Origin of the sequence: Actinophytocola xanthii (assembly GCF_001921205.1) — a bacterium.
GTDB lineage: Bacteria > Actinomycetota > Actinomycetes > Mycobacteriales > Pseudonocardiaceae > Actinophytocola > Actinophytocola xanthii.
Window position 1 is genome coordinate 183,267 of sequence record NZ_MSIE01000002.1, and the last position, 14,253, is coordinate 197,519.

General features: G+C 71.8%; 9 protein-coding genes. 8 read left to right on the plus strand and 1 reads right to left on the minus strand.

The window, feature by feature from the left end:
- Window positions 1–19: 19 nt before the first annotated feature.
- Window positions 20–3,706, minus strand: a complete 3,687-nt coding sequence (locus BU204_RS02475; protein ID WP_143229264.1) for a S8 family serine peptidase — start codon at window positions 3,704–3,706, stop codon at window positions 20–22.
- Window positions 3,707–3,795: 89 nt separating this feature from the next.
- Here BU204_RS02475 and BU204_RS02480 point away from each other — a divergent pair, with 89 nt between their 5' ends.
- The 8 genes from BU204_RS02480 (at window position 3,796) to BU204_RS02515 (ending at window position 14,230) form a co-directional block, all read left to right on the plus strand.
- On the plus strand, window positions 3,796–4,479 hold the full coding sequence (locus tag BU204_RS02480; protein ID WP_075123840.1) for a response regulator transcription factor: 684 nt from the start codon (window positions 3,796–3,798) through the stop codon (window positions 4,477–4,479).
- Window positions 4,476–5,912: a sensor histidine kinase gene (locus tag BU204_RS02485; RefSeq protein WP_075123841.1), complete on the plus strand. Its 1,437-nt coding sequence runs from the start codon at window positions 4,476–4,478 to the stop codon at window positions 5,910–5,912. Before BU204_RS02480 ends, BU204_RS02485 begins: the two co-directional genes overlap by 4 nt.
- A 129-nt stretch (window positions 5,913–6,041) precedes the next feature.
- The gene (locus tag BU204_RS02490; protein ID WP_075123842.1) at window positions 6,042–8,858 is read left to right on the plus strand and encodes a PQQ-dependent sugar dehydrogenase; all 2,817 of its coding nucleotides are present in this window, start codon (window positions 6,042–6,044) and stop codon (window positions 8,856–8,858) included.
- 11 nt (window positions 8,859–8,869) lie between these two features.
- On the plus strand, window positions 8,870–10,570 hold the full coding sequence (locus BU204_RS02495; protein WP_075123843.1) for a ThuA domain-containing protein: 1,701 nt from the start codon (window positions 8,870–8,872) through the stop codon (window positions 10,568–10,570).
- A gap of 325 nt (window positions 10,571–10,895) precedes the next feature.
- Window positions 10,896–11,456 carry a MauE/DoxX family redox-associated membrane protein gene (locus BU204_RS02500; protein ID WP_075123844.1) on the plus strand — a complete coding sequence of 187 codons (561 nt, stop codon included), beginning with the start codon at window positions 10,896–10,898 and terminating at the stop codon, window positions 11,454–11,456.
- Between the two features lie 7 nt (window positions 11,457–11,463).
- Complete coding sequence (locus BU204_RS02505) at window positions 11,464–11,994, plus strand: TlpA family protein disulfide reductase (RefSeq protein WP_075123845.1); 531 nt, start codon at window positions 11,464–11,466, stop codon at window positions 11,992–11,994.
- The gene (locus BU204_RS02510; protein ID WP_075123846.1) at window positions 11,991–13,808 is read left to right on the plus strand and encodes an ABC transporter ATP-binding protein; all 1,818 of its coding nucleotides are present in this window, start codon (window positions 11,991–11,993) and stop codon (window positions 13,806–13,808) included. Before BU204_RS02505 ends, BU204_RS02510 begins: the two co-directional genes overlap by 4 nt.
- Window positions 13,808–14,230 carry a S26 family signal peptidase gene (locus BU204_RS02515; protein ID WP_075123847.1) on the plus strand — a complete coding sequence of 141 codons (423 nt, stop codon included), beginning with the start codon at window positions 13,808–13,810 and terminating at the stop codon, window positions 14,228–14,230. The genes BU204_RS02510 and BU204_RS02515 overlap by 1 nt, the downstream gene beginning before the upstream one ends.
- The last annotated feature ends 23 nt before the right edge of the window (window positions 14,231–14,253 follow it).

Consider the following 14,253-nt stretch of genomic DNA (forward strand, 5'->3'; position numbering starts at 1 on the left):
GCGTCCGTCCCCGACCCGCTCAGCTACCGATCTGGTACGCCCGCACGACCGTCTGCCGCACCGTGTTGCCGTTGGTGTCGGTCGCCGTGGCACGCAGGGAGGCGTAGCCGGTCGCCGGGTGGCGCACGGTCACCGTCCAGTGGCCGTCGCGGGAGCGGGTCGCGGCCCGCTGCCATGTCTGCCCGTCGTCATAGGACACCTCGACGTTGAGGTCCCGGACCGTGGGTTCGCCGTCGGCGCGTTCGACGTGGGCGGGGAAGGTGAACGCCTTGCCGCCCGGTGCTCGGTTGCGGAGGTCCACCGCCGGGTCGAAACGCGCGGTCAGCAGTGGCAACGGCTTCGCGTCGGCGGCCGAGGAGGAGCGGAACGTCCACTCCGCCGACACCTTCGTCGACAGTGGCCAGTGTTCGGCCGCGATCGTGTTCTCCGTGACCAGGCGGTAGGCGCCGTCCTCGCCGGGTACCGGGATCCGTGCCAACCCCGGGTTCTGCACGGTCGCCACCAGCTCGCCGTCGCGGTACAGGCTGATCGACCCGCTCACCTCCGCGAAGACGAAGTCGCTCAGCAGGCGCGGTCTTCCGGCCCCGTCGCCGTGCATCGCCAACGCCAGGTCGAACACGTCGTCCTTGCGCCAGACCCACGGGCGAGGTCCCTCGTTGGGGTAGGGCTGGCCGATGCCGCGAAGTGACGGCCCGACCACAGCCTTGTTCCACACGATCCGGTTCCGCCGGCCGGCGGCGAACGTCACGGTGTCGGTCAGGTAGCCGCGCCTGGCCGCGGACCAGTCCAGCGTCCAGGTCCCGGGGGTGAAGTACTCCACCCGCTCCTGCCCGGTAACCACGAGCTTGGGATAGTTGCTGCCGACGGGACGGCCGAAGAACTCCCAGCCCGCGAGGTAGGAGGCAAAGCGGTCGGGGGCGCTCTCGTGGTAGGCCGTGCGCACCGCCGCGAGGTCGCGGGTCCTGGGTCGGAACACCTGCTCGGCGGTGACCTGCCGCTCGACCCCGTAGCCCAGCTCGTAGCGGAGGTCGGTGACGGGGCGGTTGACGTAGGACGCCGTCGCGCCGTCGGTCCTGGCGTAGGCGACGAACCGGGCCGTTGTCCCCCCGACGTAGCCTTCCAGGGTCGGCAGCGCGAAATTGACACCCGCGCGGCTGCGGACCTGGGCGGAGGTCTCGGCGAGAGGGCTCAGCAGGACGAGCCGGCCGCCGGCCGCCTTGACGTTGGCGATGCGCTTGCCCAGCTCGTCAAAGGAGGTACCGAGCGGCATCTCGAGGACCACCAGCCGACCCTCGGCGTCGATCTCGCCAAGCTCTTCGGGCGTACCGCCGCCGCCGTAGGCGACCGGGAGTGTCAGGTTCTCGGCGTCGTCCGAAGGCTGTATCCAGCCCACGCGGACCGCGAACCGCTGCCCGTCGTCCGCCGTGAGCTCCAGAGCCGGCTCGGTGGCGGTCCTCTGCTGTGCCATGGCGAAGTTGGCCGAGCTGGTGCCGGGCACCGTCGCCGCGTACGTCTCGTGGAAGCGCGGGTCCACCTCGAGATAGCTGGAACTCGTGCAGTCACACGAGGAAATCTTGGCGAGAGCCGAGATTTTCAGGCTACCGCCGTTCGCCGCGGGATTGTCGGGCTCCACCGAGAACCGCTTGCCGGCACGTGCGTCGAACGTCTGGGTGAGGTCCCGGTCCAGGTGCAGCTCGGGATGGCTGATCATGCTGTACGACGGCTCCTGCCCCGGTCGCGCCGTCTCGATCACGGTTCTCAGCGCGTAGCGGCCCGTCGGCAGTCGAAGCGGCCCAGCCCCTATGCCGATCCCGTCGCCGGTGTCCAGGTTGAGCAGCGATACCGAGAAGGCGTCCGAGACGGCCGGTTTTCCGTTCCGGTCGATCGCGTCGACGGTGAGGGTGTACATCGGCCCCTCCTGGCGCACCGACAGCGCGGTGCGGGTCGTGACCGAACCGCCGGAGGCGGTGAGCACCCCGCCGTAGGTGCCCGGCTTGTCCCCGGCGGTGGCGGTCAGCTCGACCGACGCTTCGCCGCTCGCGGGCACGGTGACCCGTGAGGCCGACAGCGCGAGCAACCCGTCGGGTGCGTCGGGGACATCGGCACGCAGGTCGAGCGTGACCGGCTCGGTGCCGGCGTTGCGCCAGGTGACCGTCTGCTTCTTCTGCGCGCCCTGGTTGGGCCAGGGCAGGTAGGTCGAGACGGCACCGGTCGCGACGACCGGCGCCGTGGTGGCGCGGGTGAGGTCCACCCGGCCGGTCCCCACCGCGAACGGACCGGCGCCGTCGATCGCGGCGGCGCTGCTCACCAGCGCGTCCTTCAGCCGGTCGGGCGCCCAGTCGGGGTGGCGCTGGGCCAGGATCGCCGCCGCGCCCGCCACGTGCGGCGAGGCCATCGACGTGCCGGACATGCCCTGGTAGGCGTCGCCGACGGGCTGGCCGTGGTCCGGGACACCGTCGGGTCGCGCGGCCACGATGCCCTCTCCCGGCGCCGCGATCTCCGGCTTGACCGCGCCGTCGCCGCCGCGGGGACCCCTGCTGGTGAAATGGCTCGGGACGTCCTGCTTGGACACGCTGCCGACGCTCAACGCGGCGTCGGCGGCCGCGGGCGCGGCAACCGAACCGTCGCGGGCCATGTTGCCGGTGGCGACGACGAACAGCGTGCCGTGCTCCCGGGTCAGGGTGTTCAGCGCCTGGGAGACCGGGTCCGTGCCGTCGCTGCCGGGGATACCGCCGAGGCTCATGTTGACGACCTTCGCGTCCGCCTCGGCGGCCGCCCAGGTCATACCGGCGAGGATGGCATCGAAGCCGCCGGAGCCGTCGTCGCCGAGCACCTTGCCGATGGCGAGCCTCGCGTCCGGCGCGACGCCCTTGTACCTGCCCTCCGACGCCGCACCCGAACCGGCGATCGTCGAGGCGACGTGGGTGCCGTGCCCGTCACCGTCCTCCACGGATCCCTTGCCGGAGAAGTCCTTGCTCGCCTCGACCTTGCCCGCCAGGTCGGGGTGGTCGGTGTCGATGCCGGTGTCCAGCACCGCGACCCGCACGTCCCGGCCGGTCAGCCCGGCCGCCCACGCGGTCGGCGCGCCGATCTGCCGCACGCTCTGGTCGAGGCTGGCCCGCATCCGGCCGTTCAGCCAGACCTTTCGCACAGCCGGCCGCCGCGCCTGCCGGTCGGCGGTGAGCGTGTTCCAGAACCGCGTCGCGTCGGTCTTGCGCTCGTCGAGGGCGGTCATGGCGAGGTTCGGCAGCGAGCGGCGGAGCGTGGTGCCCTCGGGCGCCGCGGCGCGGGAGGCGGCCGCGCCGTCGGTGTGCTGCACGAGCAGCGGCAGGGTCTTCGTGTCGGCGTCGCCGTAGCCCTGCCGGAGCAGGCCGGTGATGTTGAACAGCTCCTCGTCGAGCAGGCCCGAGCTCACCAGGCGGCCCGCGTCCGCGGGGAGGAGGTAGGTGTCGCCGTCGCGGGTGAACTCCTGGAAGGGGATGGGTTTCCCGCGCAGGGCCGGTTCGACCCGAACGCTGGTCCGGCCGCCGACGGTGCGCGCGGCGACCCGGTCACCGGTGACCAGCGTGACCCAGCTCTCCGATGCCGACACCGGCCCCTCGTCGGGTGCGGCCTGCGACGCGGTGCCACCGGGCGGGCCGAACAGGGCGAACGCGAGCGCCGCCGCGAGCACGGCGGAGCCCACTGGCCATTTCAGTCGTCTCATGACCCCGACCCTGGCCGCGAAATGTTCGATTGTCGTGACCGTTCCGTGCGCGTTCGTCGACAAGATCGCCACAACGCTAAGGTGCGCTCATGGCGCTGGTTCTCCTGGTCGAGGATGACGACGCGCTGGCCGAGGCGCTGGCACTCGGGCTCGGCGGGCTCGGCCACCGGATTCAGGTCGCCGGCACCGGCGAGGACGCGCTTACGGCGGTGTTCGGCCCCGGTCCGGCCGTGGACGTGGTGCTGCTGGACGTGATGCTGCCCGATCTGGACGGCTTCGAGGTCTGCCGCCGCATCCGGGCCAAAAGCATGGTGCCGGTGCTGATGCTGACCGCCCGCGGCGACGCCGTGGACGTGGTCGTCGGGCTGGAGGGCGGTGCCGACGACTACGTGGTCAAGCCGAGCGAGCCGCGGATCCTCGACGCGCGAATGAAGGCCGTGCTGCGCAGGGTGGCCGCGCCGGCCGCCGAACCCGCGCTGCGCTTCGGGACGCTCGCCGTCGACCCCGCCGCGATGCTGGTGACCAGGGACGGCGCGGAGGTGCGCCTCACCGCCACCGAGCTGCGCCTGCTCATCGAGTTCGCCCGGCACCCCAACCAGGTGCTCAGCCGCCAGGCGCTGCTCAAGCGGGTGTGGGAGTACGGCTACGTCGGTGACTCCCGCATCGTCGACGCCACGGTGGCCCGGCTGCGAGCCAAGGTCGAGGACGACCCGGCCAACCCGGCGCTGCTGCGGACCGTGCGCGGGCTCGGCTACCGCCTGACGCCCCCGTGAGGTCCTACCTGGGCCTGCGTGCCCGGATCACGCTGGTCATCGTGCTCATCACCACCGCGACGGCGACAGCGGTGGCGGTCGCCGCCTACCGGCTGCAGGCCGAATCGATCGAGGGCCGGTTCACCGCTGCGGCCACCGTGGGTTTCGCCTCCGACCTTGACCAGGCGCGCCTGCGGCAGAGCGGCGACCCGCTGCCGTCCACGGTCGCCTACATGCGGGGCAGGCGCGGCATCGACTGGGCGCTGTTCGACTTCGGGCAGGGTGTCGCGGCTCCGGTGCGCGGCGTCTACCCGATGAGCGGCGCCACCGCGACCAGCGACCTGGACTCGTCGTACGGCAGGCCGCTGAACCGGGTCCGGGAGCTTCCGGCGAGCCTGGTCGACGAGGCACGCCGCGGCGGCATGCCGCGGGCCGTGCTCCCCGCGGAGCCGGCGTCGGTGCTGGCGTTCGCCGCCTACCTGGGCAGCGACATCGTGCTGGTCGAGTTCTACGACCTGGACGGGATCAGGCGTGAGCTGGAGACGCTGCGGCGCGATCTCGTGCTGATCGCGGTGGTGGTGGCGGCCGTGGGGCTGGTGGCGGCGCTGCTCGCCGCGCAGGCGATCCAGCACCCCGTGCGCCGCGTCGCCGCCGCGGCCCGCCGGCTGGGACAGGGTGAGCTGGGCGTCCGGCTCCCGGTCCGGGGACGCGACGAGCTCGCCGACCTCACCCGCTCGTTCAACACGATGGCCGGGCGGCTGGGCGAGTCCATCGAGGAGCTGACCGCGAAGGACCGCCAGCAGCGCCAGTTCATCGCCAACGTCACCCACGACCTGCGCACCCCGGTGGCGGCGATGATCGCGGTGGTGGACAGCCTCGACGAGGCCGACGCCGAGACCCGTTCCCGGTCGGCGCGGCTGCTCGGCACCCAGTCACGCAGGCTGGCCAAGCTAGTCGAGGACCTGCTGGAGATCTCGCGGTTCGACGCCGGTGCCGCCGACCTCCGTCCGGAACCGGTCGACCTGCACGCGCTGCTCGAGGACGCGATCGCCGTGACCGGGGTGCGGGCCGAGCTGCGCTCAACGGGCGAGTCCACCGTGACCGCCGATCCTCGTCGTCTGCACACGATCGCCTGCAACCTGCTCGCCAACGCCATGCACCACGGCGCCGAGCCGATCACCGTCACCATCGACGGCACCGAGGGGGAGCGGGTGGTCCTCCGGGTCGCCGACTCCGGCCCGGGTGTCCCGCCCGACCTGGCCCCGATCCTCTTCGACCGCTTCGTCCGCGGCGACCGTTCCCGAGCGGCCACCGAAGGCAACGGCCTGGGCCTGGCCATAGCCCGCGAGAACGCGCTCGCCCACGGCGCCAGCCTGGAGGTTCACCACGCCGACGGGGCCGTGTTCACGCTGATCATGCCCCGGGAGCGGCGGTCCGGCGACGCGGCTCGATAGCCACCGCTATCGATGAAAATATGCAAACTTTCGCTGGAAACATGCACTCTTTCGATGAAAGTAGACATATGATCTGGCTCACGTCCGCATCCTTAACCCTGCGATCTCGACCAAAGGAACGGGACCACCATGGCAAGAATCCCCAGGTGGCGCGCTGCTGCCTGCGCCGGTCTGCTCGTCACCGGCGTCATGACCGTCCTCACCACGACCAGCGCCGGGGCCCACCCGGTGAACGCCGCCGACTACCACCAGGTGGAGCTCGCCAGGGGCGTCGGCGAGATGGGCGAGCCGATGTCGCTCGCCGTGCTGCCGGACCGGTCGGTCCTGCACACCGCCCGCAACGGCACGCTGCGCCGCACCGACGCCTCCGGCACCACCTCGGTGATCGGGACGCTGGCCGTGTACTCACACGACGAGGAGGGCCTGCAAGGCGTCGGCGTCGACCCCGGCTTCGCCACCAACCGCTTCATCTACCTCTACTACGCGCCGCCGCTGTCCACCCCGGGCGGCGACGCACCCGCGGGCGGCACCGACTTCTCGGCCTGGAACGGCGTGAACCGGTTGTCCCGCTTCACCCTCAACGCCGACTACACGCTCAACACGGCCAGTCAGGTCACCGTGCTGGACGTGCCGGCGAGCCGGGGCATGTGCTGCCACGTCGGCGGGGACATCGACTTCGACGCCGCGGGCAACCTCTACCTGTCCACCGGCGACGACACCAACCCGTTCGAGTCCAGCGGTTACACGCCGATCGACGAGCGGGCCGACCGCAACCCGGCCTACGACGCCCAGCGCAGCTCGGCCAACACCAACGACCTGCGCGGCAAGGTGCTGCGGATCAAGGTGAACGCGAACGGCTCGTACTCGATCCCGGCGGGCAACCTGTTCCCGCCGGGCACCGCGCAGACCCGGCCGGAGATCTACGCGATGGGCTTCCGCAACCCGTTCCGGATGAGCGTGGACAAGGCGACCGGGGTCGTCTACCTCGGGGACTACGGACCGGACGCCGGGGCGGCCAGCGCGAGCCGCGGTCCCGGCGGACAGGTGGAGTTCAACCGCATCGCCTCCGCGGGCAACTACGGGTGGCCCTACTGCACGGGCGCGAACACGACGAACGAGACCTACGTCGAGTACACGTTCCCGAACGGGCCCTCGGGCGCGCGCTACAACTGCGCGGCGCCGGTCAACAACTCCCCGAGGAACACCGGCCTGACGAACCTCCCGCCCGCGCGGGCGGCGTGGATCCCCTACGACGGCTGCTCGGTCGCCGCGTTCGGCTGTGGCTCGGAGTCGCCGATGGGCGGCCCGGTCTACCGCTACGACGCGAACCTGAACTCCTCGGTCAAGTTCCCCGCCGTCTTGGACGGACACGTCTTCCTCGGCGAGTACGGCCGCCGGTGGCTGCGCACGGCGCACGTCAACAGCGACGGCACCGCCGGGCAGATCGACCCGTTCCCGTGGACCGGCACCCAGGTCATGGACATGGCGTTCGGGCCGGACGGTGCGCTGTACGTGCTGGACTACGGCACGGGCAGCTTCGGCGGCGACGCCAACTCCGCCCTCTACCGCATCGAGTACAGCCCGGCCGGAAACCAGGCGCCCACGGCGAAGGCCTCCGCCAACCGGACCTCCGGCGCCGCGCCGCTGACCGTGAACTTCAGCTCGGCCGGCTCGTCGGACCCGGAGGGCGGTGCGCTCAGCTACTTGTGGAACTTCGGCGACGGGACCACGTCGACCGCCGCCAACCCGACCAAGACCTACTCGACCAACGGCCAGCGCACGGTGACGCTCACCGTCACCGACCCGGCCGGTCGGACCGGCAACGCCAGCATCGTCGTGACGGTCGGCAACACCGCCCCGAGCGTCACGCTGAGCACCCCGATCGACGGGACGACGTTCAACTTCGGCGACACGATCCCGTACACGATCACGGTGTCCGACCCGGAGGACGGCACGATCGACTGCGCGAGGGTCAAGCTGACCTACGTACTCGGCCACGACAGCCACGGCCACGCCATCACGTCCAAGACCGGCTGCTCGGGCACCCTGACCATCCCGGTCGACGGCGAGCACGACACCGCGGCGAACCTGTACGGGGTGTTCGACGCCGAGTACACCGACGGCGGCGCCAACGGCCAGCCCGCGCTGACCACCCACGCCCAGAACAGGCTGCAGCCGGCCCACCGGCAGGCGGAGCACTACAGCAGCCAGTCGGGCACAACGTTGATCACCAAGACCGGCGCGGAGGGCGGCCGGACCGTCGGCGACATCAACAACGGTGACTGGATCGCGTTCCAGCCCTACGCGCTCGGCGGTGTCACGCGGGTCTCCGCGCGGGTGTCCTCCGGCGGGGTGGGCGGCACGCTGAGCGTCCGGGCCGGCTCGGCGACCGGCACCGTGCTCGGGTCGGTGGCGGTGCCCAACACCGGCGGCTGGGAGACCTTCGTCGACGTGGCGGCAAACCTCACCAGCGTGCCAGCCGGCACCACGACGCTGTACCTCACCTTCTCCGGTGGTGCCGGAGCCCTGTTCGACCTCGACGCGTTCACCTTCTCGAGGACGGCGGCCGGCGGGCAGGGGCCGATCCGGGGCAGCGGGAAGTGTGTCGACGTGGCCGGTGCCGGCACCGCGGACGGCACCAAGGTCCAGCTGTACACCTGCAACGGAACCGCCGCGCAGTCGTGGACGGTCACCGGCTCCTCCCTGCGCGCGCTCGGCAAGTGCCTGGACGTCGCCGGCGGCGGCACCGGGGACGGAACGGTGGTGCAGCTGTGGACCTGCAACGACTCCGGCGCGCAGAGCTGGGCGGCGAACGCCGACGGCACCCTGCGCAACCCGCAGTCGGGCAGGTGCCTCACGCCGTCCGGCGGCGGCACGGCCGACGGCACCCAACTGGTGATCTCCACCTGCACGACCGCCGCGACCCAGCGCTTCACCCTCCCGTGAGAGGACACGAGATGAGACACACGGTTCGATCGATCCTCGCGGTCGCGGCGGCCACCGCGACGATCATGGCCTGCACCGGCGGCTCGGCCGCCAGCGCCGCCGACGCCCCGTACGACGTGCTGGTCTTCTCCAAGACCGCCGGCTTTCGCCACGACGCGATCCCGGTGGGCATCCAGACCATCCGCGAGCTGGGTGCCGTCAACAACTTCACCGTGACCGCCACCGAGGACGCCAACGCGTTCACCACCGACAACCTCGCCCAGTACGAGACCGTGGTCTTCCTCAACACGACCGGCGACGTGCTCAACGCCGTCCAGCAGACCGCGTTCGAGTCCTACATCCGGTCGGGCAAGGGCTATGTCGGCGTGCACGCCGCCGCGGACACCGAGTACGACTGGCCGTTCTACGGCGAGCTGGTCGGCGCGTACTTCTCGTCGCACCCCGCCATCCAGCAGGTGACCGAACGCGTGGAGAACCGCGCCCACGCCGCGACAGCGCACCTCGGTCAGAGCTGGGTCCGGACCGACGAGCTGTACAACTACCGGACCAACCCCCGCGGCAGCGCGCGGGTGCTGGCCACGCTGGACGAGTCGACGTACTCCGGCGGCACCATGGGTGCCGACCACCCGCACACCTGGTGCAAGACCTACCAGGGCGGACGGTCGTTCTACACCGGCAACGGCCACACCCAGGCGAGCTACGGCGAACCCGCGTTCCGTTCGATGCTGCTCGGCGGGCTTCGGTACACCGCCGGCCGGAGCAAGGCCGACTGCCGCCCGGAGACCGGGTACACCGCTCTCTATGACGGGTCCACCTCCGGGTGGTCGCAGGCCGGCCCCGGCAGCTTCACCAACTCCGAGGCGACGCTCACGTCGGTCGGCGGCATGGGGCTGTTCTGGTACAGCGCCAAGGAGTTCCAGTCGTACTCGCTGAAGCTGGACTGGCGCATGGCCGGTGACGACAACTCCGGGGTGTTCATCGGGTTCCCGCCCAGCGGCGACCCGAACTCCGCGGTGGACAACGGGTACGAGGTGCAGATCGACGCGACCGACGCGGCGGACCGCACGACCGGCTCGGTGTACGGCTTCAAGTCCGCCGACCTCGCCGCCCGGGACGCCGCACTGAACCCGCCGGGGGAGTGGAACACCTTCGAGCTGCTCGTCGAGGGCGAACGCCTGCAGGTGTTCCTGAACGGGGTGAAGATCAACGACTTCACCAACACCGTCCCGGCCCGGTCCCTCGCCGGCCACATCGGGATCCAGAACCACGGCACCGGCGACGACGTGTCGTTCCGGTCCATCCGGATCAAGGAGCTCGGCGGGTCGAACCCGAACCCGGGCGTCGGTCCGATCCGTGGCGGCGGCAAGTGCGTCGACGTCTCCGGGTCCGGCACGGCGGACGGCACGAAGATCCAGCTGTACACCTGCAACGGAACCGGCGCGCAGAACTGGACGGTGTCCGGCTCGACGCTGCGTGCGCTCGGCAAGTGCATGGACGTCGCGGGCGGTGCCACAGCGGACAACACCCGCGTACAACTGTGGACCTGCAACGGAAGCGGAGCGCAGAACTGGTCGGCCCAGGCCGACGGAACACTGCGCAACCCGCAGTCGGGCAAGTGCCTGACACCGCTCGGCGGCGCGACCGCCGACGGCACCCAGCTGGTCATCGCGCCGTGCACCGCCGCGGCCAACCAGAAGTGGACGATGCCCTGAGGTGGGGCGGGTGCCGTGGGTTGCCCGCCCGCGGCACCCGCCGCCCATGCCCGTAATCAGCCGTTGACAGTCCGTTTGCATTGGCGCACGATGAGCGTTGGCTGTTCACCCGGCGTTGGGAGTTCATGTGCGCAAGTCACTGAAGACGCTCGAGAAGCTCGGTGATCGACTCCTCACCCGGCTGGTGCCGAAGGTGGAGGCATCCGCGGCGATGCCGGGTTGCACCGGTATCTACTGCGGCTGCATCGCGGGTTACGACTCGTACCGCGTGACGAACAGCTCTCCGTGTGGGAAGTGCGCATCGTCCATCTGCTGACCTGAGGCGATGAGTTATCTGGGACTGGCATGCGCCGTCGCGCTCGTCGGCGTGTTCGCGGTGTCGGCGAGGGACAAGGTCGGCAGAGAGCGGTTCCGGGTGTTCGCCGCCTCGGCCGGTCCTCTGGACGTCCTGCCCCGGCAATGGCGCGTCCGAACCGCGCGTGCGGTGGCGGTGGCCGAGCTGGTCATCGTCGCCGCGCTCGCCGGAGGACTCGTGCTGGCGCTCGCTGGTGCTGGGGGACTGGTGCTGGCCCTGGGATTCCTGGCGGCGGCGGCACTCCTCACGTCATTCACCGTCGCGATAGGACTGATGGTACGGCGCGGCGAACGCGTGCCGTGCCACTGCTTCGGGGCGAGCGAGGTTCCCCTCGGTGTCGCCCACGTCGTGCGCAACCTCCTGCTCCTCGCGCTGGCGGTGGTCGGCCCGTTCACGCCGGCCGGCGGCTACGCCCCGGTGGGCGTCGCGCTCGCCGTCGTCGCGGGCGCGGTGTTCGCGACGCTGGTCATCCGCTTCGACGACCTGGTCATGTTGTTCGGCTCGCCGTCCCCGGCGACACGCACCCGATAGGACTCGTATGGGATTCCTCGTCGCCGCACTGGTTCTGGTCGGCGCGCTGGTCGTCGTCGACCTCGTGCTCACCCTCGGCGTGGTGCGGCGGCTGCGCGAGCACTCGGCGCTGATCAGCCAGGCTCTGGAGAGCGGTGACCGGGTCGCGGACTTCATGCTGCCCACCGGGACGCGCCTGCCGGAGCTGCGGGCCACCACGGTGGACGGCGCGCCCGTCCCCGAGCAGGGGCCGCTGCTGGTCGGCTTCTTCTCTCCGACCTGCCGCGCCTGCGTGGAGCGCCTGCCCGGGTTCGTCGACTACGCGCGGGCGTTCGACGGGCGGGTGCTCGGCGTGGCTGTCGGCGCGCACGAGGACGTCGAGGACATCGTCGCCCGGCTGCGGCCGGTCGCCGAGGTCGCGGTGGAACCGGCCGAGGGTCCACTCGCGACAGCGTTGCGGGTCAGGGGGATGCCCGCCATGGCCGTGGTCGACGCGGACGGGGTGATCGTCGGGAGCGGGTACGAGCTGGTCGCGCTGCCCAAGCTCAGTACCGTATGACCTCCTCCGTTGTCGACGCGCTGGCGCTCGCCTGGCGCGCCGCGCCCGGAGTGTTGTGGGGGTACGTGGCCACCAGCGTGCTCAGCGGGTTCGTCCCGGTGGCCGTGGCCTGGTTGACCAAACTCGTGCTCGACCGGGTCGCCGCCGGCGCGGACGGCGGCCTGATCGCGCTCGCGGTCGCGCTCGCCGCCGCGGGCGTCCTGCTCGCCCTGGTCGCCCAGCTCGCGAAGTACCTGCAGCAGGAGCTCGGCCGGCGGGTCGGCCTGCTCACCCGCGAGCGGCTGTACACCGCCACCGGCCGGCTCGCCGGCCTTTCCCGGCTGGAGGACCCCGCCTTCCAGGACCGGTTGCGGATGGCCCAGGAGCACAGCCGCAACGGGCCGGGTGCGGCGGTCGACGGCGTGCTCGGGGTCGCCCAGTCGGCGATCACCCTGGTGGGCTTCACGGCGGCCCTCGCCACGGTGAGCCCGCTGATGGTGCTCGTCGCGGTGGCCGCCGGTGGTCCGGCGCTGGTGATGGAGCTGCGGCTGAGCAGGCGACGCGCCGAGGTCCTGAAGGGCATCACCCCGGCCGAGCGGAGGGAGTTCTTCTACGCGAACCTGCTCACCAGTCTGGAGGCGGCCAAGGAGGCCCGGTTGTTCGGCCTCGGGCCGCTGTTCCGCGGGCGGATGCTCGCCGAGCTCGGGTCCGCCAACACGTCGCTGCGCGCACTGGACCGTCGCGACCTCGTGACCCAGGGCGCGCTCGGGCTGCTCAGCGCGCTGGTCGCGGGCGGCGGCCTGGTGTGGGCGGTGCTCGCCGCCGGGGCCGGGACGCTGACCGTCGGCGACGTGGCGGTGTTCGTCGCCGCCGTCGCCGGCGTACAGGCCGCGCTCGGCGTCCTGGTGGACCGCGTCGCCACGACGCACAACGCCCTGCTGATGTTCGAGCACTACCGCGCGGTGACCGGCGCGGAACCGGACCTGCCCGCGCCGGCCCGGCCGGTCGAGGTGCGCCAGCTGGGGCGGGGCATCGAGCTGCGCGACGTCTGGTTCCGCTACGGCGACGAGCATCCCTGGGTGCTCCGGGGCGTCGACCTCACCATCCCCTTCGGACAGTCGGTCGCGCTGGTCGGCCACAACGGTGCGGGCAAGAGCACCCTGGTCAAGCTGCTGTGCCGGTTCTACGACCCCACCCGCGGAGCCGTGCTGTGGGACGGAGTGGACCTGCGCGAGCTGCCCGTCGCCGACCTGCGGTGTCGGATCAGCGCGGTGTTCCAGGACTTCATGTGCTACGAGCTGAGCGCGCGGGAGAACATCGAGCTGGGCGGAGTCGACGGCGGGAACGCGCTCGGCGGGGCCGGAGCCGACGAGGTGGTGCGGGCCGCGCGGCGGGCCGGTGTCCACGACCTGGTCGAGGGCCTGCCCCGCGGCTACCGCACCCTGCTGTCGCGGATCTTCTTCGACGAGGAGGACAAGGCGAACCCGGAGACCGGCGTACTCCTGTCCGGAGGGCAGTGGCAGCGGATCGCGCTGGCACGTGCGTTCCTGCGGGACCGGCGGGACCTGCTCATCCTCGACGAGCCGGCGTCCGGACTGGACGCCGAGGCCGAGCACGCCATCCACCGCGAGCTCACCGCGCACCGCGCCGGGCGGACCAGCGTCCTGATCTCCCACCGGCTGGGCTCGGTCCGCGACGCCGACCGGATCGCGGTCCTCGTCGACGGCCGAGTGGCCGAGCTCGGCACCCACAATGAGCTGATGAGCGCCGAGGGGACCTACGCTCGCCTCTTCCGCCTGCAGGCCAGCGGCTACGAGACGCGGGTGGAGGTGTGATGGTCCGGGTCGCGCTCGGCGCGGTCGCCGCGGCGGGCCTGACCTGGGCGGTGCGGCGGTGCGTCGTGGTGACGGTGCGGGGGCACAGCATGGCTCCCACCTACGGCGACGGGGACCGCGTACTCGCCCTGCGGACGGCGCCACACCGGCTCGTAGCGGGGGACGTCGTCGTGTCGTGGCTGCCCGGCCTGGCCGTCGACCGGGCCCGCGAGCCGCGCGACCGGCCGTGGGTGATCAAGCGCGTGGCCGCCGTCCCCGGCGACCCGCTCCCCGGCGCACCCGGCGAGCGGGTCCCAAGGGGACGGCTGTACCTGGTGGGGGACAACCCCGACGGCGGCCTGGACTCCGAGGACTTCGGCCTGGCCCACACCGACCACGTCCTCGGCCGGGTCGTGCGCCGGCTTCCCCCGGCACCGGGTTGAGGGCCTGCCTGTATCGTCGGGCG

Excerpts from the sequence above, each read along its gene's own strand:
- BU204_RS02475 (WP_143229264.1), bottom strand. The coding sequence starts at position 3,706 with ATGAGACGACTGAAATGGCCAGTGGGCTCCGCCGTGCTCGCGGCGGCG.
- BU204_RS02480 (WP_075123840.1), top strand. The coding sequence starts at position 3,796 with ATGGCGCTGGTTCTCCTGGTCGAGGATGACGACGCGCTGGCCGAGGCG.
- BU204_RS02490 (WP_075123842.1), top strand. The coding sequence starts at position 6,042 with ATGGCAAGAATCCCCAGGTGGCGCGCTGCTGCCTGCGCCGGTCTGCTC.
- BU204_RS02495 (WP_075123843.1), top strand. The coding sequence starts at position 8,870 with ATGAGACACACGGTTCGATCGATCCTCGCGGTCGCGGCGGCCACCGCG.
- BU204_RS02500 (WP_075123844.1), top strand. The coding sequence starts at position 10,896 with ATGAGTTATCTGGGACTGGCATGCGCCGTCGCGCTCGTCGGCGTGTTC.
- BU204_RS02505 (WP_075123845.1), top strand. The coding sequence starts at position 11,464 with ATGGGATTCCTCGTCGCCGCACTGGTTCTGGTCGGCGCGCTGGTCGTC.
- BU204_RS02510 (WP_075123846.1), top strand. The coding sequence starts at position 11,991 with ATGACCTCCTCCGTTGTCGACGCGCTGGCGCTCGCCTGGCGCGCCGCG.
- BU204_RS02515 (WP_075123847.1), top strand. The coding sequence starts at position 13,808 with ATGGTCCGGGTCGCGCTCGGCGCGGTCGCCGCGGCGGGCCTGACCTGG.